The sequence below is a fragment of the Streptomyces sp. NPDC031225 genome (assembly GCF_055570355.1).
Genome location: NZ_JBVIHJ010000010.1, coordinates 161,602 through 180,898 on the forward strand (window position 1 = coordinate 161,602; position 19,297 = coordinate 180,898).

A 19,297-nucleotide genomic window follows, 5' to 3' on the forward strand; every position below is an offset into this window, starting at 1 on the left:
CACAGCGTTTCTGCAGGACACAGTGCGCACGAAGCTGCGGACCCTACACGACGACGCGCAGGTCACGCGCGTGCGGCCGCCTCGATGACCTGCCGCAGGCCCTCGGTGAGGGTGCCCGCGTCCGGCGCGCTCTTCGGGTCGAAGGCCCACTGGCCGATGAGCCCGGTCATCAGCGTCAGATAGAACCGGCCGAGGGTGTCTGCGGTCTCGTCCGTCACCTCGTCCTCCGGCACGCCCATGAGCATGGAGACCAGGCCACGCCCGCCCTCGCGCTGGGCACGGACCAACTGGTCGCGCACTTCGGGCAGTTGGTCACCCATCCCCATGATCTCCAGGCTGAGCCGCCACATCGACCCGGGCTCGCGCATGGTGTCGACGATGTTGGCCCACACCTCCCGGAAGCGTTCCAGCGAGCCGGGCGCACCGGTGAACCCGTCGCCCCCCTCGAAGGACATGGTTTCCACCAGCGCGATGTACGCCTGCCCCAGCAGGGCGTCCTTCGAACCGTAGTGATAGCCGATCGACGCCAGGTTCGTCCCCGACTCCTTGACGATGTCCCGTGCGGTCGTGCGCAGGAACCCCTTCTCCAGCAGGCAGCGCTTGGCGCCTTCGAGCAGATCCTCGCGATGTCCCATGCCATCACCCTACCGAAGAATCCATACAAGCGTCCTAGACGAACGATTTATACAAGCGTCATAGACAAGCGTGTAAGACGCCTGTACGGTCGCTGTCATGACGAACTCGACGAGCACTTCCGTCGGCGCCCGGGCCGGCCGCCGTGAATGGACCGCCCTCGGCGTCCTGATGCTTCCGCTGCTGCTGGTCTCGATGGACGTCTCGGTCCTCTACTTCGCGATCCCGGCGATCAGCGCGGACCTGGAGCCGAGCGGCACCCAGCAGCTGTGGATCTTCGACATCTACGCCTTCGTCCTGGCCGGCCTGCTGATGACGATGGGCTCCCTGGGCGACCGCATCGGCCGCCGCAAACTGCTGCTGATCGGCGCGGTCGCCTTCAGCGCGGCCTCACTGATGGCGGCCTACGCGAACAGCGCGGAGATGCTCATCGCCGCCCGCGCGGTGCTCGGTATCGGCGGCGCGACCCTGATGCCGTCGACGATGGCGCTGATCCGCACGATGTTCACCGACTCCGGCCAGCGCGCGAAGGCGATCGGCATCTGGTCCGGCATGATGACGGCCGGGATCGCGCTCGGCTCGGTGATGAGCGGCGTCCTGGTCGAGTACTTCTGGTGGGGCTCGGTCTTCCTGGTCAACCTGCCCGCGATGGTGCTGCTGCTGGTCCTCGCCCCGATCCTGCTGCCCGAGTCGAAGGACCCCGCGCCCGGCCGCTTCGACTGGCTGAGCGTCCCCCTGTCGATGGCCGCCGTCCTGCCCGTCGTCTACGGCCTGAAGGAGATCCCCTCCGAGGGCTGGAACGTCCGTTACGTCGTCTCGATCACCGTCGGCCTGCTCTTCGCGGCCCTCTTCGTCCACCGCCAGCGCACGACCACGAACCCGATGATCTCCCCGGCCCTGTTCCGCGGCCACGGCTTCGCCCCCGCGGTCGTCCTCAACCTGATCTCCGCGTTCGGCATGATGGGCTCCGCCGTCTTCACCACCCAGTACCTCCAGTCGGTGCTCGGCAAGAGCGCCCTGGAGGCGGCCCTGTGGGCACTGCTGCCCTCGGTGCCGATCGGCATGGTGGCCCCGGTGACGACCTCGCTGGTCCAGAGGGGCACGAACCGCGCCCACGTCGTGACCGCCGGCTTCGTCATCGCCGCCTGCGGCTACGGCCTCCTCGCCCTCGCCGGTACGGACTCGATGTGGCTGGTGCTGACCGCCTGCGCTGTGCTCGCCTCCGGGATCGTCATGGTCCTCTCCCAGATGACGGACCTCGCCCTGGGCGCGGCCCCGGTAGAACGCGCCGGCTCGGCGTCCTCCCTGCTGGAGACCGGCACCGAGTTCGGCGGCGCCCTCGGCATGGCGGTCCTCGGCTCCATCGGTACGGCGGTCTACCGCCACGACATGCCGGGTTCGGCACCGGACGCGGCCCGCGAGACCCTGGGCGGCGCGCTGGCGGTCGCCGACCGGTTCCCTGGCCTGGCGACGGCGGCCCGGGAGGCGTTCACGCACGGGATGCAGGGAGCGTCGATCGCGGGGGCGGTACTGCTCGCGGGAGCGGCGGTACTGGCGGCGGCGACACTGCGAGGAGTCGAAGTGCGGAAGGAGACGCCGGAGCGGGAGAAGGTCCCCTGCTAGGGCGCACACAAAACGCCGGACGGGCTGACTTGGTCAGCCCGTCCGGCGTTTGAGGACGAGGCCCGCAAGGGCCGTAGGGGCGCGGGGAACTGCGCGACCAGCCCCCACGCACCCGCAGCCCGACGACTGCCTCAGACCAGGTTCACCGCACGCGCAGACGTCGCGCCGATCTCCTCGGCCACCTCGGCCAACACCCCGGCGGGAACCGAGTCGTCCACCGTCAGAATGGCAAGCGCCTCGCCACCGGCGACGGCCCGCGACACCTGCATACCGGCGATGTTGATACCGGCCTCGCCGAAGATCCGCCCGACGGTGCCGACGACACCGGGACGGTCCTCGTACTTGAGGACGATCATGTGGTCGGCGAGGGCGAGGTCGACGTCGTACTCGCCGACCGCGACGATCTTCTGGAGGTGCTTGGGACCGGCCAGCGTGCCGGAGACCGAGACCTCCTCGCCGCTGCCGAGCGTGCCGCGCACGGTGACGACGTTGCGGTGGTCGGCCGACTCGGAGCTGGTCGTCAGCCGCACCTCGACGCCGCGCTCCTGGGCGAACAGCGGGGCGTTGACGTACGACACGGTCTCGGCGACGACGTCCTCGAAGACACCCTTGAGGGCGCTGAGCTCCAGCACCTTCACATCGTGCTGGGTGATCTCGCCGTACACCTCGACGTCGAGGCGGACCGCGACCTCACCCGCGAGCGCGGTGAAGATCCGGCCGAGGCGCTCGGCGAGCGGCAGGCCCGGCTTGACGTCCTCGGCGATGACACCGCCCTGGACGTTCACCGCGTCGGGGACGAGCTCACCGGCGAGGGCGAGGCGCACCGAGCGGGCGACGGCGATACCGGCCTTCTCCTGGGCCTCGTCGGTGGAGGCACCGAGGTGCGGGGTGGCGACGACCTGGTCGAACTCGAAGAGCGGGGAGTCCGTGCAGGGCTCCTTCGCGTACACGTCGAGACCGGCGCCCGCGACGCGTCCCTCCTTCAGCGCCGAGTACAGCGCCTCCTCGTCGACGATCCCGCCGCGCGCGGCGTTGACGATGCGCACGCTCGGCTTGACCTTGCGCAGCGCCTCGTCGCCGATGAGGCCGACGGTCTCGGGGGTCTTCGGCAGGTGGACGGTGATGAAGTCGGAGACCTCGAGGAGCTCGTCCAGGGACAGCACCTTGACGCCCATCTGGGCGGCGCGGGCGGGCTGGATGTAGGGGTCGTAGGCGACGACCTTCATCCCGAAGCCGGACATGCGCTGAGCGACCAGCGCACCGATCCGGCCCAGGCCCACGACACCGAGGGTCTTCTCCGCCAGCTCCACACCCGTGTACTTGCTGCGCTTCCACTCGCCGTTCTTCAGCGCGGCGTTGGCCTGCGGAATGTGGCGGGCGGTGGCGACGAGGAGACCGCAGGCGAGCTCGGCTGCGGTCACGATGTTCGAGGTGGGGGCGTTGACGACCATCACGCCGGCCTTGGTGGAGGCGGAGACGTCGACGTTGTCCAGGCCGACGCCGGCTCGTGCGACGACCTTCAGCTTCTTCGCGGCGGCGATCGCCTCGGCGTCCACCTTGGTGGCGGAGCGGATCAGGATCGCGTCGACATCTGCGATGGCCGGGAGCAGTTCGGCTCGGTCCGCTCCGTTGCAGTGCCGGATCTCGAAGTCCGGGCCAAGCGCGTCCACGGTCGCGGGCGACAGCTCTTCAGCGATGAGTACGACAGGTTTCGAGCTCACGTGAGTCCTCACAAGTCCATTGCGGACGGCCGTCCCGACGGCCGCAGGCGGTGGAGGGTACTGGCCGCGTGGAAGACGCACGTCGTTGTGGGCCTGACGCGTATGTTGTGCGCCAGTGTAGTGGCGCGGGGCAGGTCGCCCTCCGCCTCTGCGGAAGGATCACCCGGACGTGCAGCTCCGTTGTGCACGAGTCCGGGGTGGTGCCCCGCGACGGCGCCCCGCAGTGGGCGGCACCGTCGCGGAGCGCTCGGCTCACGCCTCTTCGTCGACCCAGCTCATCAGCTTGCGGAGCTGCTTGCCGGTGGTCTCCAGCAGGTGCTCGGAGTCGGCCGTCTTGTACTCGTTGTACTTCTTCAGGCCACCGTGGTACTCGGCCATCCACTCGCGGGCGAAGGTGCCGTCCTGGATCTCGGCGAGGACCTTCTTCATCTCGGCCTTGGTGGCGTCCGTGATGATCCGCGGGCCGGTGACGTAGTCGCCCCACTCGGCGGTCTCGGAGATCGACCAGCGCATCTTCTCCAGGCCGCCCTCGTACATGAGGTCCACGATCAGCTTCAGCTCGTGCAGGCACTCGAAGTACGCGATCTCCGGCTGGTAACCGGCCTCGGTCAGCGTCTCGAAACCGGCCTTGACCAGCGCGGCCGTACCACCGCAGAGAACGGCCTGCTCACCGAACAGGTCGGTCTCGGTCTCCTCGGTGAACGTCGTCTTGATGACGCCGGCGCGGGTGCCGCCGATGCCCTTGGCGTACGACAGGGCGAGCGCGAACGCGTTGCCCGTGGCGTCCTGCTCGACGGCCGCGATACACGGAACGCCGCGGCCCTCCTCGTACTGGCGGCGCACCAGGTGGCCCGGGCCCTTGGGGGCGACCATGCACACGTCGACGCCGGCCGGCGGCTTGATGAAGTCGAAGCGGATGTTCAGGCCGTGACCGAAGAACAGCGCGTCACCGTCGTTGAGGTTGTCCTTGATGGACTCCTCGTAGACCTGGGCCTGCAGCGGGTCCGGCACCAGGATCATGATGACGTCGGCCTCGGCGCTCGCCTCGGCGGGCGTGACCACGCGCAGGCCCTGCTCCTCGGCCTTCGCCTTGGACTTGGAGCCCTCGTGCAGACCGACACGCACGTCGACACCCGAGTCGCGCAGCGACAGCGCGTGGGCGTGGCCCTGGCTGCCGTAGCCGATGACCGCGACCTTGCGGCCCTGGATGATGGACAGGTCGGCGTCGGCGTCGTAGAACAGCTCGGCCACTTTGGGTTCTCTCCTTGTGTGCGGTGTTGCGTCCCACCGTATGACGGCGGGCTGAGATGAAGTTTCGGGGTCTCGGTATACGGGCGGCCGGAAGCCGCCCGTAACCGGTCCTGCGCGTTGCTCTACGCGCTGCGGTCGAGCGCGCGCAGCGAGCGGTCCGTGATCGAACGGGAACCGCGGCCGATCGCGATGGTGCCGGACTGGACGAGTTCCTTGATGCCGAAGGGCTCCAGCATCTTCAGCATCGCGGACAGCTTGTCGCTGCTGCCGGTGGCCTCGATCGTGACGGCCTCCGGGGAGACGTCGACGGTCTTGGCGCGGAACAGCTGGACGATCTCGACGATCTGGGAGCGCGTCTCGTTGTCGGCGCGCACCTTCACCAGAACGAGTTCGCGCTGAACCGCGGAGCCGGACTCCAGCTCGACGATCTTGAGCACGTTGACGAGCTTGTTGAGCTGCTTCGTCACCTGCTCCAGCGGCAGTTCGTCGACCACGGTCACCACGATGGTGATCCGGGAGATCTCGGGGTGCTCGGTGACACCGACGGCGAGCGAGTCGATGTTGAAGCCGCGGCGGGAGAACAGGGCGGCGATCCGGGCCAGGATGCCGGGGGTGTTCTCCACCAGGACGGAGAGCGTGTGCTTGGACATGATCTTTTACGTCTCTCTCGCTCAGTCGTCTTCGTTGTCGCCGAAGTCGGGGCGGACGTCCCGGGCGGCCATGATCTCGTCGTTGGAGGTGCCGGCGGCGACCATCGGCCACACCATCGCGTCCTCGTGGACGATGAAGTCCACGACGACGGGACGGTCGTTGATGGAGTTCGCCTCCGCGATGACCTTGTCGAGGTCCTCCGGACGCTCACAGCGCAGACCCACGCAGCCCATCGCCTCGGACAGCTTCACGAAGTCCGGCACGCGCGTGCCCTTCGCGTCCGGGTTGACGTCCTCGGGACCGGAGTGCAGCACGGTGTTGGAGTAGCGCTGGTTGTAGAACAGGGTCTGCCACTGGCGGACCATCCCGAGGGCGCCGTTGTTGATGATGGCGACCTTGATCGGGATGTTGTTCAGGGCGCAGGTGGTCAGTTCCTGGTTGGTCATCTGGAAGCAGCCGTCACCGTCGATCGCCCAGACCGTGTGCTGCGGCATGCCGGCCTTGGCGCCCATGGCGGCCGGGACCGCGTAGCCCATGGTTCCGGCACCGCCGGAGTTCAGCCAGGTGGCGGGCTTCTCGTACTGGATGAAGTGCGCCGACCACATCTGGTGCTGGCCCACGCCCGCCGCGAAGATCGTGCCCTCCGGGGCGAGCTGCCCGATCCGCTCGATGACATGCTGCGGTGACAGCGAGCCGTCGGCGGGCTGGTCGTAGCCCAGCGGGTAGGTCTCGCGCCAGCGCGAGAGGTCCTTCCACCAGGCGCTGTAGTCGCCCTTGTGGCCTTCGCTGTGCTCCTTCTGGACGGCCTGGACCAGGTCGGCGATGACCTCGCGGGCGTCCCCGACGATCGGCACGTCGGCGGCACGGTTCTTGCCGATCTCCGCTGGGTCGATGTCGGCGTGGACGATCTTGGCGTGCGGGGCGAAGCTGTCCAGCTTGCCGGTGACACGGTCGTCGAAGCGGGTTCCGAGGGCGACGATCAGGTCGGCCTTCTGCAGCGCGGTGACGGCGGTGACCGCACCGTGCATACCCGGCATTCCCACGTGCAGCGGGTGGCTGTCGGGGAATGCGCCGAGCCCCATCAGGGTGGTGGTGACGGGTGCTCCGGTCAGTTCCGCGAGGACCTTCAGCTCGGCGGTCGCCCCGGCCTTGATGACACCGCCGCCGACGTACAGGACGGGCCGCTTGGCCTGGGTGATCAGCTTGGCGCCCTCGCGGATCTGCTTGGCGTGCGGCTTGGTCACCGGACGGTAGCCGGGCAGGTCCATGACCGGCGGCCAGGAGAACGTCGTCTTCGCCTGCAGGGCGTCCTTGGCGATGTCGACCAGGACCGGTCCCGGACGCCCCGTGGAGGCGATGTGGAAGGCCTGCGCGATGACCCGCGGGATGTCCTCGGCCTTGGTGACCAGGAAGTTGTGCTTGGTGATCGGCATCGTGATGCCGACGATGTCCGCCTCCTGGAAGGCGTCCGTCCCGATCGCCTTGGACGCCACCTGCCCGGTGATCGCCACGAGCGGCACCGAGTCCATGTGTGCGTCCGCGATCGGGGTGACCAGGTTGGTGGCACCGGGCCCCGAGGTCGCCATGCACACACCCACCTTGCCGGTGGCCTGCGCGTAACCGGTGGCCGCGTGCCCCGCGCCCTGCTCGTGCCGGACCAGGACGTGCCGCACCCGGGTGGAGTCCATCAGCGGGTCGTACGCCGGAAGGATCGCACCGCCGGGAATACCGAATACCGTCTCGGCGCCGACCTCCTCGAGAGAGCGGATGAGGGACTGCGCGCCCGTGACGTGCTCGGGGGCGGACTGCGGTCCTCCGGATCGGGGCCGCGGCTGCGGATGGGCCCCGGTGGCCTGCTCGGTCATCGTCATTCTCTTCTCGATGCTGAGGGTTTTGTGCTGGGGTTTTCGCGAGGTTCGTGCGGTGTACGGCTGCGGTACGACAGGTGCCTGTGCAACAAAAAACCCCTCGTGCCATAAGGCAAGCGAGGGGAGCGCGCCGGGTGGAGTCGCTGAGCGATCGAGGGCTCAGCGTCAGCCGACGCGCTTTCCAAGTACGAGAATTCGGGTGCGCATGGCATTGACCCTCTCCCCGGCACGCACTCACTGTCAAGTGGGTGGGACGGGAGTCTCATTATGTGAGCGCAGGGCCGTCGCACCTGCCGTCCCGTCCACCGTCGGATCGCCGTCGGGGCGGCGGACACCGTCTGCACACCACTGGTGTACACCCCCTCGCCGCCCCTTTCCATGGTTCGTTCACCCCCGGGGCACCCCAGTCGGCGTCGACGCCGCGACCGCGCTCAGCCCTTCGGGCCTCCGCGAGCTCGCACTCTCGACTCCCACGAGCCCCTGCGGCTCCCTCATGCCCGCGAACGCGGGCTCGGCCGGTCCGTGCGGCACCGGATAGCAGCCGGAGGCCAGCGCCCGGCGCAGCCGGTACTCGTCGAGCGGCCCCGAGAACGCCATGCCCTGTCCGTGAGTGCAGCCCATCGCGCGCAGGGCGACGACCTGTTCCGGAAGGTCCACGCCGTCGGCCACGGACTGGAGCCCGAGGTCTCCGGCGATCCTGAGCAGCCCGCTGGTGATCTTGTGCAGCCTGGCGGACTCCACGACGCCCTCGACCAGGCTGCGGTCGAGCTTCAGCACGTCGACGGGGAGTCTGCGCAGCGCGGTGATCGCCGCGTAGCCGCTGCCGAACCCGTCCAGAGCGATACGGACACCGACGCGACGGATCGCGGCCAGCCGGCGCTCCAGCTCGTCCAGGGAGACCCGGGGGTCGGCGTCGGAGAGCTCGATCAGCAGCGAGCCCGACGGCAGTCCGTGCCGGGTCATCAGTGCCTCTACGGAACCCAGGGGCAGCGAGCGGTCCAGCAGCCGCTGGGCGCTCATCCGGACCGCCACGGGCACGGCGAGCCCGGTCGCGGCCCGGTCGGCGGCCTGTTCGACGGCCTCCTCCAGGATCCAGCGGCCCAGCTCCTGCGTCCGGTCGCTGTCCTCGGCCACCCGCAGGAACTCTGCGGGCGTGAAGAGCACTCCCTGTGAGGAGCGCCAGCGCGCCTGGGCGGTGACCGCGGTGATCCGGCCGTCCTCCAGACCGACGACGGGCTGGTGCAGCAGGGCGAACTCGCCGTCGTGCAGCGCGGCACGCAGGCGCGTGGCCAGCTCCACCTTGCGTACGACGTCCTGCTGCATCTGGGGCGCGTACAGCTCGACGCGGCCCTTGCCGCCCGCCTTGGCGCGGTACATCGCGAGATCCGCGTTGCGCAGGATCTCACCCGCTCCGAGGCCGGGTTCGGCGAAGGCGACGCCGATGGAGGCGGCGACCCGGACATCGTTGCCGTCGATGCGGTACGGCTGCGAGAGCGTGATTCTGAGGCGGTCGGCGAGCTCCAGGATGTGACCCTCACGGGCGGTACGGTCGCGGGTGCCGTCGCCGACGATCAGGGCGGCGAACTCGTCCCCGCCGAGACGGGAGGCGGTGTCCCCGTACCTGACCGCGTCCTGGAGTCTGCGCGCGGCCTGGACGAGCAGCTCGTCCCCGGCCTGGTGCCCGATCGTGTCGTTGACGGCCTTGAAGCCGTCCAGGTCGATGAAGAGGACGGCGGTGCCGCGGTCGGAGGAGCGGCGGCCGGACAGGGCCTGCTGGACGCGCCGGGTGAACAGGGCGCGGTTGGGCAGGTCGGTCAGCGGGTCGTGCTCGGCGTTGTGCTGGAGCTGCGCCTGCAGGCGCACTCTCTCGGTCACGTCCCGGCTGTTGAAGATCAGGCCGCCGTGGTGGCGGTTGACGGTGGACTCGACGTTGAGCCAGCCTCCGTCGCCGGACCGGAAGCGGCACTCGATGCGGGTGGTGGGTTCCTCGGGAGGGCTGGCGGCGAGGAAGCGGCGTACTTCGTGCACCACGCAGCCCAGGTCCTCCGGGTGGATGAGACCGGCCAGTTCCGTGCCCACCAGCTCCTCCGCGGAGCGGCCGTAGACCCCGGCGGCGGCCGGGGAGACGTACCGGAGGATGCCGTTGGGCGCGGCGATCATGATGACGTCGCTGGAGCCCTGCACCAGGGAGCGGAAGTGGTTCTCCTTCTGTGCCAGTTCCTGGGTGAGGGTGATGTTGTCGAGCAGCATGATGCCCTGGCGGACCACGAGGGCGAGCACGACGGTGCCGCCGGTCAGGAGCACCACGCGGTCCACGCTGCGGCCGTTGAGGACGTTGTAGAGGATCCCCAGCGTGCAGACGGCGGCCGCCATGTAGGGCGTGAGCGCGGCGAGCGATCCGGTGATGGGCCGGGTGACCGGGTACCGGCTGTGGTCACCGCCCGGCGCGGACTGGTGCGGGGCCCCGGGGTGCTTCCTGGACAGGTTCTCGTGCACCACGCGCGTGTGCCCGGCCGAGGGCCGCCGGTCACCGTCCGGGTGCCGGGGCGCGGCCCAGGGGGCGTAGGCGAGGAGCACGGAGCCGGCGAACCAGCCCGCGTCCAGCAACTGGCCGGAGTGGTAGTTGTTGTGCAGCAGCGGTGAGGTGAACAGGGCGTCGCACATCACGGTCAGGGCGAGTGCGCCGATCGCGGTGTTCACCGCGGTGCGGTTGACCGCCGAGCGCCTGAAGTGCAGCGCGAGGACCATGCTGACGAGGGCGATGTCCAGCAGTGGATACGCCAGGGACAGCGCGGTGTGCGCGACGCTCGGTCCCTCGGACTTCGCCGCCTGCGCCAGGGCGAGGCTCCACGACAGCGTGAGCAGCGAGCCGCCGATCAGCCAGGCGTCCAGGCCCAGGCAGACCCAACCCGCCTTCGTCACCGGGCGCTTGGCGAGGACCAGCAGGCCCACGATGGCCGGGGGCGCGAAGCAGAGGAAGAACCCGTCGGCGTAGCTGGGGCTGGGCACGGGCCGCCCCAGGACGACCTCGTACCACCCCCAGACGAGGTTGCCGAGGGATGCCATGGCAGAGGAGAGCGAGAAGAGCAGCCAGGCGGGCCGGAAGCGGATCCGGCGGCTGCGCGCGTAGCGGAAGCAGGAGACGGCGGCGGCGCCCGCCGCGGCGCTCAGTCCGAAGTCACCCATGATCAGGGCGGCTTCGCGCGAACCCCAGCCGAGTGCGGAACCGACGGCGTATCCCGCGCACACCAGGGCGATCAGGAGTTGGTGGAACAGGCTCGTGCCACCACGGAAGGCCGGCGGCCGGGAAGGCAGCGCCCGCCGCGCGGGCTGGACCCGCAGCGCTCCGTCGAGGGTGGTCGTGGGAGACGGGGGCGAGCTCACCGGGCCCTCCCGGTCCGCGCCGCTCCGGGGTCCCGGGGGTCCGGGTGCGCCGGGTGCGCATGCCTCCTGCGGCTGTTGTGCCTGCGGTGGTGCGAGCTGTGGTGGCCGCCGTGACCGGCGTGGTGACCTCGTCCGCGCGCGGCTGTGTGCCAGGGTCGCCGTCGGCGGCCCCGCCGCGTCGGATCGTTCGTCCATAGGCCGTGCATCGTCCGTCGCCCCCCTCACACTCTGCAATGTCGATCCCCGGCGCCGAGTACGCGGCGCAGCCCCTGTCGGGACGATACACCAGTCTCGTCACTCAGGGACATAGTTCCTCTACGCTCCGTGACGATCAGCAGACTTGTGAGCACGGACCGCGTCCGGAAGGTCGCGGAGGGTACCGGAACCGGATTACGCGCCTGTTGCGCGCCCGCGCCCGACAGCGCCCGGCAGCGCGTGGCGTGCGGGTTACGCGCCGCCCGCGCCCGTCGTAAGGATCACGTTGCGCAAGGGCTCCTGGTTCACGAAACGACTCAACTGATCCACCAACAGGCGCTTGGCACGCGGCAGGAACGCGGAGGTGGGACCGCCGACGTGCGGACTGACGAGCACGCCCGGCGCCTGCCACAACGGGTGCCCCCGGGGCAGCGGTTCGGGGTCGGTGACGTCGAGGGCCGCGGTGATCCGGCCCGTCTCCAGCTCGGCGAGCAGCGCCTTCGTGTCGACGACGGGGCCGCGGGCCACGTTGACGAGGAGCGCGCCGTCCTTCATACGGGCCAGGAAGCCGGCGTCGGCCAGGTGACGCGTGGTCTCGGTGAGGGGCGTGGACAGGATGACGACGTCCGCCTCCGGGAGCAGGGCGGGGAGTTCGGTGAACGGGTGCACCGGCCCGCGCTCCGTGGCGCGCGCGGAGCGTGCGACGCGCACCACCCGCGCGACCTCGAACGGAACGAGCCGGTCCTCGATGGCGGAACCGATGGAGCCGTAACCGACGATGAGCACGTTCTTGTCGGCGAGCGCGGGGTGGAAGGCGCCGCGCCACTCCCCCTTGTCCTGAGCCCTCACGAAGTCCGGGATCCCGCGCAGCGAAGCCAGGATGAGGGTCAGGGCGAGTTCCGCGGTACTCGCCTCGTGCACACCACGTGCGTTGCACAGCCGCACGCCGGGACGCAGGTCTTTCAGGCCCGGTGTCACGTTGTCGACGCCGGCCGAAAGCGTCTGCACGACCTCCACGGAACTGAGGTGGGGCAGCGGCCGCAGGACGACGTCCAGAGACTTCATGTAGGGAACGACGTAGTACGCACAGTCGGCCGGGTCCGCCGGGAAGTCCTCCTCCCCGTTCCAGAAACGATAGGTGGGGCCCTCGGGAAGCCCCTCGATGTCGTCGGGCGGGATGGGAAGCCACACGTCAGCAGTCATGGTCCGGAGGCTATGTCAGGCGCCCGGGACCGCAGAGGTTAGGTTGGGGGCCGGGAGAGGGAGGGTCACGAGCAGGTGGAGCGCAGGACGATCGGCGCGGCGGCGCTCGCAGTGGGGGCCGTCGGACTCGGGTGCATGCCGATGAGCTGGGCCTACAACGGGTCACGGCAGCGGGGTGACGAGTCCCTCAGGGCCGTGCACCGGGCACTCGATCTGGGCTCGACACTGCTGGACACAGCCGACATGTACGGCCCGTTCACCAACGAGCTGTTACTGGGGCGGGTGTTGAAGGAGCGGCGCGCGGACGTGTTCGTGTCCACCAAGGTCGGTCTGCTGGTGGGCGAGCAGCACATCGTGGCCAACGGCCGCCCCGGCTATGTGAAGCGGGCCTGCGACGCGTCCCTGCGGCGGCTCCAGACCGATGTGATCGACCTCTACCAGCTGCACCGCGAGGACCCCGAGATACCGGTCGAGGAGACCTGGGGCGCGATGGCGGAGCTCGTACAGGCCGGAAAAGTACGGTCGTTGGGGCTCTGCGCGATGGGGGCACGGGGCGGCCGCCGCTCCGGGGGCCGCCTGTACGACACGACGATCCGCCAACTCCAGCGCATCCAGCAGGTCTTCCCGGTGAGTGCGGTGGAGGCCGAACTGTCGGTGTGGTCGCCGGAGGCCCTGGAGTCACTGCTGCCGTGGTGCGCGGCACGCGGCATCGGTTTCCTGGCGGCGATGCCGCTCGGCAACGGCTTCCTGACCGGCACCCTCACTCCCGGCGAGGGTTTCGAACCGGACGACGTCCGGGCCCGTCACCCCCGCTTCACCGCCGAGATGATGGCCGCGAACCAGCCGATCGTCTCCGGTCTGCGCCGTGTGGCGGCCCGGCACGGGGAGGGGGCCACACCGGCGCAGGTGGCGCTGGCGTGGGTCCTGGCACAGGGCGGTCATGTGATCCCGGTGCCGGGCGCCAAGCAGGAGCGCTGGGTGACGGAGAACGCGGCGGCGACCGGACTGCGGCTGACCGGCCGGGACCTCACGGAGCTGGCGGAACTGCCGCCGGCGCAGGGCTCCTGGGACTGACGGTGCCATCGGGTGCGGGAGATCGGGAACCTGTGGGGCGTGAGCGGTGTATGACAGGTAGAACCCGCGCTGCGAAGGGACCATGATCGTGCATCGTCGAGCTGTGACGGCCGTGCTGGCCGCGACCACGCTCCTGCTGACGGCCGGCTGCTCCTCCGACGGCGGAGGAGGGGGCGGCTCACCGGGCGGCGGCGACAGCGCCTCGTCGAGCGGTGCGGCCACGGGGTCCTCCCCCACCCGGCAGGCCGCCGAGGCGACCCCGCCGGCGAAGGGCTCGGTGAAGGTGCTGCGCACGGTCGCCGAGGGCCTCAAGACCCCGTGGGGGCTCGCCCCGCTGCCCGACGGCGACCTGCTCGTCTCCTCGCGCGACGACGGCGCGATCATCCGGGTCGACGGACAGTCGGGCAAGAAGACGGAGCTGGGCCGGGTGTCCGGGGTCTCCGCGGCCGGCGAGGGCGGCCTCCTGGGCATCGCGCTGTCCCCGGACTACGCCTCCGACCACATGGTGTACGCCTACTTCACCTCGGCCTCGGACAACCGCGTCGCCAGGATGGTGTACGACGAGCAGAAGGATTCCGGCGAGCAGTTGGGCGCCCCCGACACCGTCTTCAAGGGAATCCCGAAGGGCTACATCCACAACGGCGGCCGGATCGCGTTCGGCCCGGACGGCATGCTCTACGCGGGCACGGGCGAGAGCGGCAACACCGGTCTGGCCCAGGACCGCACATCGCTGGGCGGCAAGATTCTGCGCATGACCCCGGAGGGGGACCCGGCCCCGGGCAACCCGTTCCCGGACTCCCCCGTGTACTCCTACGGCCACCGCAATGTGCAGGGTCTGGCCTGGGACTCCAAGCAGCGTTTGTTCGCCTCGGAGTTCGGCCAGGACACCTGGGACGAGCTGAACACGATCAAGCCGGGCGACGACTACGGCTGGCCGGACGCCGAGGGCAGGTCCGACGACAAGAAGTTCCACAACCCGATAGCCACGTGGCACACCGACGACGCCTCCCCCAGCGGGATCGCCTACGCCGAGGGATCCATCTGGATGGCCGGGCTGAAGGGCCGGCGGCTGTGGCGCATCCCGCTGAAGGGCACGGAGGCCTCGGCGGATCCGCAGGCCTTCCTGGAGGGCGAGTACGGGCGGCTGCGCACGGTGGTCTCCGCGGGCGGCGACAAGCTGTGGCTCGTCACCAGCAACACCGACGGCCGCGGCAGCCCCAAGCAGGGGGACGACAGGATCCTGGAGATACAGGTCAGCTAGCCCTGACCGTCACTCCGAAGCGGTCTGCTCCCGGGAGGGCTCCTCGGTGTCGTGGTCCGGCTTGGCCGACCGTACGACGACCTTCCCGGACGTGAGATCTATCGGTCCGCGTCCGGGGTCGCCGTCGCCGACGTCCTCCCGGGTCAGGGCCAGCCGGTTCTGCTCGTCCCGGGTGTGCTTGCGGCCCGGCGCGAACAGTTCCTCGAACATGTTGAACATGCATTCTCCCCTGCCGGTCTCCTACACCGTACGCCTCACTCTGTGATCGGCACGTGGAGAGCCTCCGCCGGGAACAGCCCCAGCCGGTGCGCCACCGCCGCGGCCTCACCCCTGCCGGAGACCCCGAGCTTGGCGAGGATGTTCGAGACATGGACGCTAGCCGTCTTCGGGGAGATGAAGAGTTCCTCGGCGATCTGGCGGTTGGTGCGGCCGAGGGCGACCAGGCGCAGGACGTCGCGTTCGCGGCCGGTGAGGCCGAGGGAGCGGACCGGGTCGTTCCGGTCGGGTGCCGGGGGCGCGGTCAGGGCGAGACGGGCGCGCTGGGCGAGGAGCGCGACCGCGTCGGCGAGGGGCCGGGCACCGAGGTGGTCGACGGCGGCGTGGGCGAGGCGCAGGAGTTCGGTGGCCCGGTCCCGTTCGGGCTGTTCGGCACCGCCGGGTGCGGACAGGAGTGCCTGGGCGAGCCGGTGGCGGACGCGGGCGAGGTCGTAGGGGCGTTCCAACGGCTCGAAGGCGGTGACGGCCTCGTACCAGTGGTCCGGGGTGTCGGCGCTCTCGGCGCGCAGCAGTTCGGCGCGGACCCAGCGTTCGTGGGCCAGCCAGACGGGCGCGTTGGTGGTGAGGGGCCTGGCGGCCTCCCGGATGCGGTCGAGGATCTTCGCGCGGCCCTGTTCGGCGACGGGCAGCCCGAGGGCGTCGGCCTCCATGGCGGCGGCGGTGAGCAGCAGGGGCCAGGCGTAGCGCTGGGTGCCGGGTGGGAAGCCGCAGTCCAGGACGCGTTCGAGTTCGGCGCGGGCGTCCAGCAGGCGGCCTTCGCCGGCGGCGATGCCGATGGCCAGTTCGGTCAGGGGGAGTTCATGCTGGGGGGTTCTGTCATGGGTACCGAAGTAGCCGCGAGCGGCGGCGAGTTGGCGTGCCGCCTCGGGCAGGTCGCCGCGTGCGAGGGCGAGTGCGGCGCGGTTGCCGGCGTGGAAGCCGCGGGGCTGGGCGCTGCGGCCGACGAGCTCGGCCCTGGTGGCGGATTCCGCGGCCCGGTCCCAGCGGCCCAGGGAGTAGAGGGACTCGGCGAGGTTGCCCCAGATCCAGGCCTCCTTGTCGGACAGGCCGAACTTCCGGGCGTAGCCGAGTCCTTCCTCCAGGATCGGCACGGCTTCCCGGGAGCGCCCGATGGCTTCGAGGGCGTTCGGCAGGTTCACGTAGACACGGCTGGCGACGGCGGAGATGTCGTCCTCGACTGTCTGCCGCAGGATCTCGAACATCTCGGCGAGCCCGGTCTCGACCCCACCGGACTCGACGATGAGTCCGGCGTGGGTGAGCCGGGCGTTCATCTCGATCTCGCGGGCGCCGACCATGCGCGCGTACTCCACGGCGCTTTCGGCGGCGGTGATGGCGTCGGGGCCGGGCACGTGCACCATGGACCAGTGGGCGACGTTCGCCAGGACGTCGGCGTGCACCTCGGAGGGCGGCAGACCGCAGACGAGGTCCTTGGCGGTGGCCAGTTCGGCCCAGCCGTCGCCTCGGGTCAGGGCCTGGACGAGATGGGAGCGCTGGACCCAGAACCAGGCGGCGCGCATGGGGTCGCCGTCGTCCTCCAGGTGATGCAGCGCCCGCTTGGTGATCATCAGGGCGCGTTCGCGTTCGCCTCCCAGCCGCCCGGCGACCGCGGCCTCGGCCATCAGGTCGAGGTAGCGCAGCGGGGTGGTGGCCGGGTCGCAGCCGCAGGGAGGGTAGACCTCGGTGTAGTCGACCGGGCGCAGGGCGGCCCGGACGTCCTCGGGGGTGGTGTCCCACAGCTCCATCGCGCGTTCCAGGAGCCGGAGTTGTTCGGAGTAGGCGTGCCGGCGGCGGGCGGTGACGGAGGCGTCCAGGACGGCGGGCAGGGCCTTGGCGGGGTCGCGGGCGTGGTACCAGTAGCTGGCCAGCCGGGTGACCCGTTCGTCGGCGGGGACGAGGGTGGGGTCGGCCTCCAGGGCTTCGGCGTAGCGGCGGTTGAGCCGGGAGCGTTCGCCGGGCAGCAGGTCGTCGGCCACGGCCTCGCGGACCAGGGAGTGCCGGAAGCGGTAGCCGTCGCCTTCGGGTGCCGGCAGGAGGATGTTGGCGTTCACGGCGGCCCGCAGCGCCTCGATGAGATCGTCCTCGGCGAGCCCGGTGACCGCGGCGAGCAGCCGGTACTCCACGGTGGAGCCGCCCTCGGCGACGACCCGGGCCACCCGCTGGGTGCGTTCGGGCAGGCCCTCGACGCGGACCAGGAGCAGATCGCGCAGGGAGTCGGTGAGGCCGGTGCCGCAGCCCTCGGTGGCGCAGACGGCGAGTTCCTCGACGAAGAAGGCATTGCCGTCGGAGCGTTCGAAGATGTCGTCGACCTGGGCGGGGTTCGGTTCGGTGGCGAGGATCCCGGCTATCTGACGGCTCACCTCGTCCCGGTTGAAGCGGCTCAGTTCGATCCGGCGGACCGTGCGCAGCCGGTCGAGCTCGGCGAGCAGGGGGCGCAGCGGGTGACGGCGGTGTATGTCGTCGGCGCGGTAGGTGGCGAGGACGACCAGGCGGCCGGTGCGCAGGGTGCGAAAGAGGTAGGCGAGGAGGTGACGGGTGGAGGCGTCGGCCCAGTGGAGGTCCTCCAGGGCGACGACGACGGTGCGCTCGGCAGAGACGCGCTCCAGGAGGCGTGCGGTGAGTTCGAAGAGGCGGGCCAGGCTCTCCTCGTCGTGCCGGCCGGTGCCGCGGACGGAGAGCGCCTCGCCGACCTCGGGCAGCAGCCGGGCCAGTTCCTCCTCCTGGCCCGCGGCGGCGTCGGCCAGTTCGGCGGGCAGCGCGCGGCGCAGGGCGCGCAGGGCGGTGGAGAAGGGGGCGAAGGGCAGTCCGTCGGCGCCGATCTCGACGCAGCCGCCGAGGGCGACCACCGCGCCCTGCCGGCAGGCGGCGGTGGCGAACTCCTCGACGAGCCGGGTCTTGCCGACACCGGCCTCACCGCCGAGCAGCAACGCCTGCGGCTCGCCCGCGGCGGCGCGGGCGAGCGCTTCGTTCAGGCTGTTCAGTTCTTCGGTGCGGCCGACGAACACGGGACTGACGGACCTGGTCTCCACAGGGCCGAGCATCGCACGCGGGTCCGACAGTGCGGCACTCGTTTTCGGGGCGGGTCCGGTTTGCCCAGGGGCTCCGGTTACCGGGAGGACGGCCGTGGTGGTGACCGCGGGGACGGGCAGAGCCGTACGGCCGTCCTCCCTCCCCCCGACGCTCACGCCGGGCGGAGGAACCGGTGCCGCCGGGGGCGCCCGGTATGCGAATCGGCCTCCGCGGTGCGTTCGGCGGCTTCGCGTCGGGCGGCGCGACGGCTCCGCAGGGTGTCACGGACCAGCCGCTCGTGCTCGGCCCGGCGGATCAGTTCGGCGGAGCGGTACTGGGAGATCTCGAATGCGGAATACATGGCGTCGTCCTTGTCGGAGTCGGTTTCCGGCTTCGCTTTCTGCGATGCCTCTACCTTCGTCTTTGAGGGGGGTCCGCCACATCGGGAGAGTTCCGCATCTTCGCGGGCCAAAGGGGCCTTAGACGCGCCGGAGGGGCCCCAGGAGCTCCGTAAGGTACCTACGGATGCCCTAAGACCCCTCGCGACCTGCGACGATTTACGCGGAAGGCAGGTCCAGCAGGAAGTTGGTGTACTTGAGGACGGCCAGGAGCAGTCCGATGACACCGAGCGCCACACCGCCCCAGGCGACGGACTTGATCCAGGTGGCCTGCGGCTTGCCGGGGGCGCCGAAGGCCGGCCGGACCAGCACCGCGACACCGACGATCAGCGCGACCAGTGCGAAGACGCCGCCCCAGAGCGCGGTGGCCTTCCACGCGTCGCCGTAGCCCTCGTCGAGGAGCTTCGCCACGTCGGAGGAGGTCGAGGTCTGCGCGTGCAGCTGCCCGATGAGCGACTGCCGTGCGGACGCCACGGTGCCGACCCAGCTGCCGGTGAGCGAGACCAGGCCGAGCGCTGCGGACACGACGGCGCCCGCGCCCTGGCCGACGCCGGCAGAGCCCTCCTCCCGGGTGGCCTCGAACAGTTCTGCCTCGTCCTCGTCGTCGATCTCGTCGGAGGCGGTGTCGTCGGTCGAGGTGTCCTCGGCCTCCGTCGCCTCGCCGGTCTTGGTGACGCTCACCTTCTCGTCGTCGGTCCTGGCCTCGGCACCCGTCTCGGCGCCGGTCTCGTCAGCTGTCTTCGTTCCCATGTC

At 70.4% G+C, this 19,297-nt stretch carries 14 protein-coding genes; 3 read left to right on the forward strand and 11 right to left on the reverse strand.

Features of this window, described 5'->3' with window-relative positions; all coding sequences use genetic code 11:
* Positions 1–62: 62 nt before the first annotated feature.
* Positions 63–635 carry a TetR/AcrR family transcriptional regulator gene (locus tag ACZ48Z_RS19130; protein ID WP_468737006.1) on the reverse strand — a complete coding sequence of 191 codons (573 nt, stop codon included), beginning with the start codon at positions 633–635 and terminating at the stop codon, positions 63–65.
* Positions 636–732: 97 nt separating this feature from the next.
* On the opposite strand from ACZ48Z_RS19130, the gene ACZ48Z_RS19135 reads away from it, so the two are divergent.
* Positions 733–2,256 carry an MFS transporter gene (locus tag ACZ48Z_RS19135; protein ID WP_468737007.1) on the forward strand — a complete coding sequence of 508 codons (1,524 nt, stop codon included), beginning with the start codon at positions 733–735 and terminating at the stop codon, positions 2,254–2,256.
* Positions 2,257–2,387: 131 nt separating this feature from the next.
* On the opposite strand, the gene serA is transcribed toward ACZ48Z_RS19135, so the two are convergent.
* From serA to ACZ48Z_RS19165, 6 genes are all read right to left on the reverse strand, one after another.
* Entirely contained in the window at positions 2,388–3,977 is a 1,590-nt protein-coding gene (gene serA, locus ACZ48Z_RS19140) for a phosphoglycerate dehydrogenase (protein ID WP_468737008.1), read from the reverse strand.
* Positions 3,978–4,229: 252 nt separating this feature from the next.
* Complete coding sequence (ilvC, locus tag ACZ48Z_RS19145; RefSeq protein ID WP_468737009.1) at positions 4,230–5,228, reverse strand: ketol-acid reductoisomerase; 999 nt, start codon at positions 5,226–5,228, stop codon at positions 4,230–4,232.
* A 122-nt stretch (positions 5,229–5,350) separates the two neighbouring features.
* Complete coding sequence (ilvN, locus tag ACZ48Z_RS19150; protein WP_468737010.1) at positions 5,351–5,878, reverse strand: acetolactate synthase small subunit; 528 nt, start codon at positions 5,876–5,878, stop codon at positions 5,351–5,353.
* A 21-nt stretch (positions 5,879–5,899) separates the two neighbouring features.
* On the reverse strand, positions 5,900–7,744 hold the full coding sequence (locus ACZ48Z_RS19155) for an acetolactate synthase large subunit (RefSeq protein WP_468737011.1): 1,845 nt from the start codon (positions 7,742–7,744) through the stop codon (positions 5,900–5,902).
* A 390-nt stretch (positions 7,745–8,134) separates the two neighbouring features.
* Positions 8,135–11,131 carry a putative bifunctional diguanylate cyclase/phosphodiesterase gene (locus ACZ48Z_RS19160; RefSeq protein WP_468737012.1) on the reverse strand — a complete coding sequence of 999 codons (2,997 nt, stop codon included), beginning with the start codon at positions 11,129–11,131 and terminating at the stop codon, positions 8,135–8,137.
* A gap of 447 nt (positions 11,132–11,578) precedes the next feature.
* Positions 11,579–12,529, reverse strand: a complete 951-nt coding sequence (locus ACZ48Z_RS19165; RefSeq protein WP_468737013.1) for a 2-hydroxyacid dehydrogenase — start codon at positions 12,527–12,529, stop codon at positions 11,579–11,581.
* 75 nt (positions 12,530–12,604) lie between these two features.
* Here ACZ48Z_RS19165 and ACZ48Z_RS19170 point away from each other — a divergent pair, with 75 nt between their 5' ends.
* Complete coding sequence (locus tag ACZ48Z_RS19170) at positions 12,605–13,603, forward strand: aldo/keto reductase (protein ID WP_468737014.1); 999 nt, start codon at positions 12,605–12,607, stop codon at positions 13,601–13,603.
* Positions 13,604–13,685: 82 nt separating this feature from the next.
* Positions 13,686–14,864, forward strand: coding sequence for a PQQ-dependent sugar dehydrogenase (locus tag ACZ48Z_RS19175; RefSeq protein WP_468737015.1), 1,179 nt, complete (start codon positions 13,686–13,688; stop codon positions 14,862–14,864).
* Between the two features lie 9 nt (positions 14,865–14,873).
* On the opposite strand, the gene ACZ48Z_RS19180 is transcribed toward ACZ48Z_RS19175, so the two are convergent.
* The 4 genes from ACZ48Z_RS19180 to ACZ48Z_RS19195 form a co-directional block, all read right to left on the reverse strand.
* Complete coding sequence (locus ACZ48Z_RS19180) at positions 14,874–15,083, reverse strand: DUF6191 domain-containing protein (RefSeq protein ID WP_468737016.1); 210 nt, start codon at positions 15,081–15,083, stop codon at positions 14,874–14,876.
* 35 nt (positions 15,084–15,118) lie between these two features.
* Positions 15,119–18,178: a helix-turn-helix transcriptional regulator gene (locus tag ACZ48Z_RS19185; RefSeq protein ID WP_468737017.1), complete on the reverse strand. Its 3,060-nt coding sequence runs from the start codon at positions 18,176–18,178 to the stop codon at positions 15,119–15,121.
* 140 nt (positions 18,179–18,318) lie between these two features.
* The gene (locus ACZ48Z_RS19190) at positions 18,319–18,507 is read right to left on the reverse strand and encodes a hypothetical protein (RefSeq protein ID WP_468737018.1); all 189 of its coding nucleotides are present in this window, start codon (positions 18,505–18,507) and stop codon (positions 18,319–18,321) included.
* A 196-nt stretch (positions 18,508–18,703) separates the two neighbouring features.
* The gene (locus ACZ48Z_RS19195; RefSeq protein WP_468737019.1) at positions 18,704–19,294 is read right to left on the reverse strand and encodes a hypothetical protein; all 591 of its coding nucleotides are present in this window, start codon (positions 19,292–19,294) and stop codon (positions 18,704–18,706) included.
* Between the last annotated feature and the right edge of the window lie 3 nt (positions 19,295–19,297).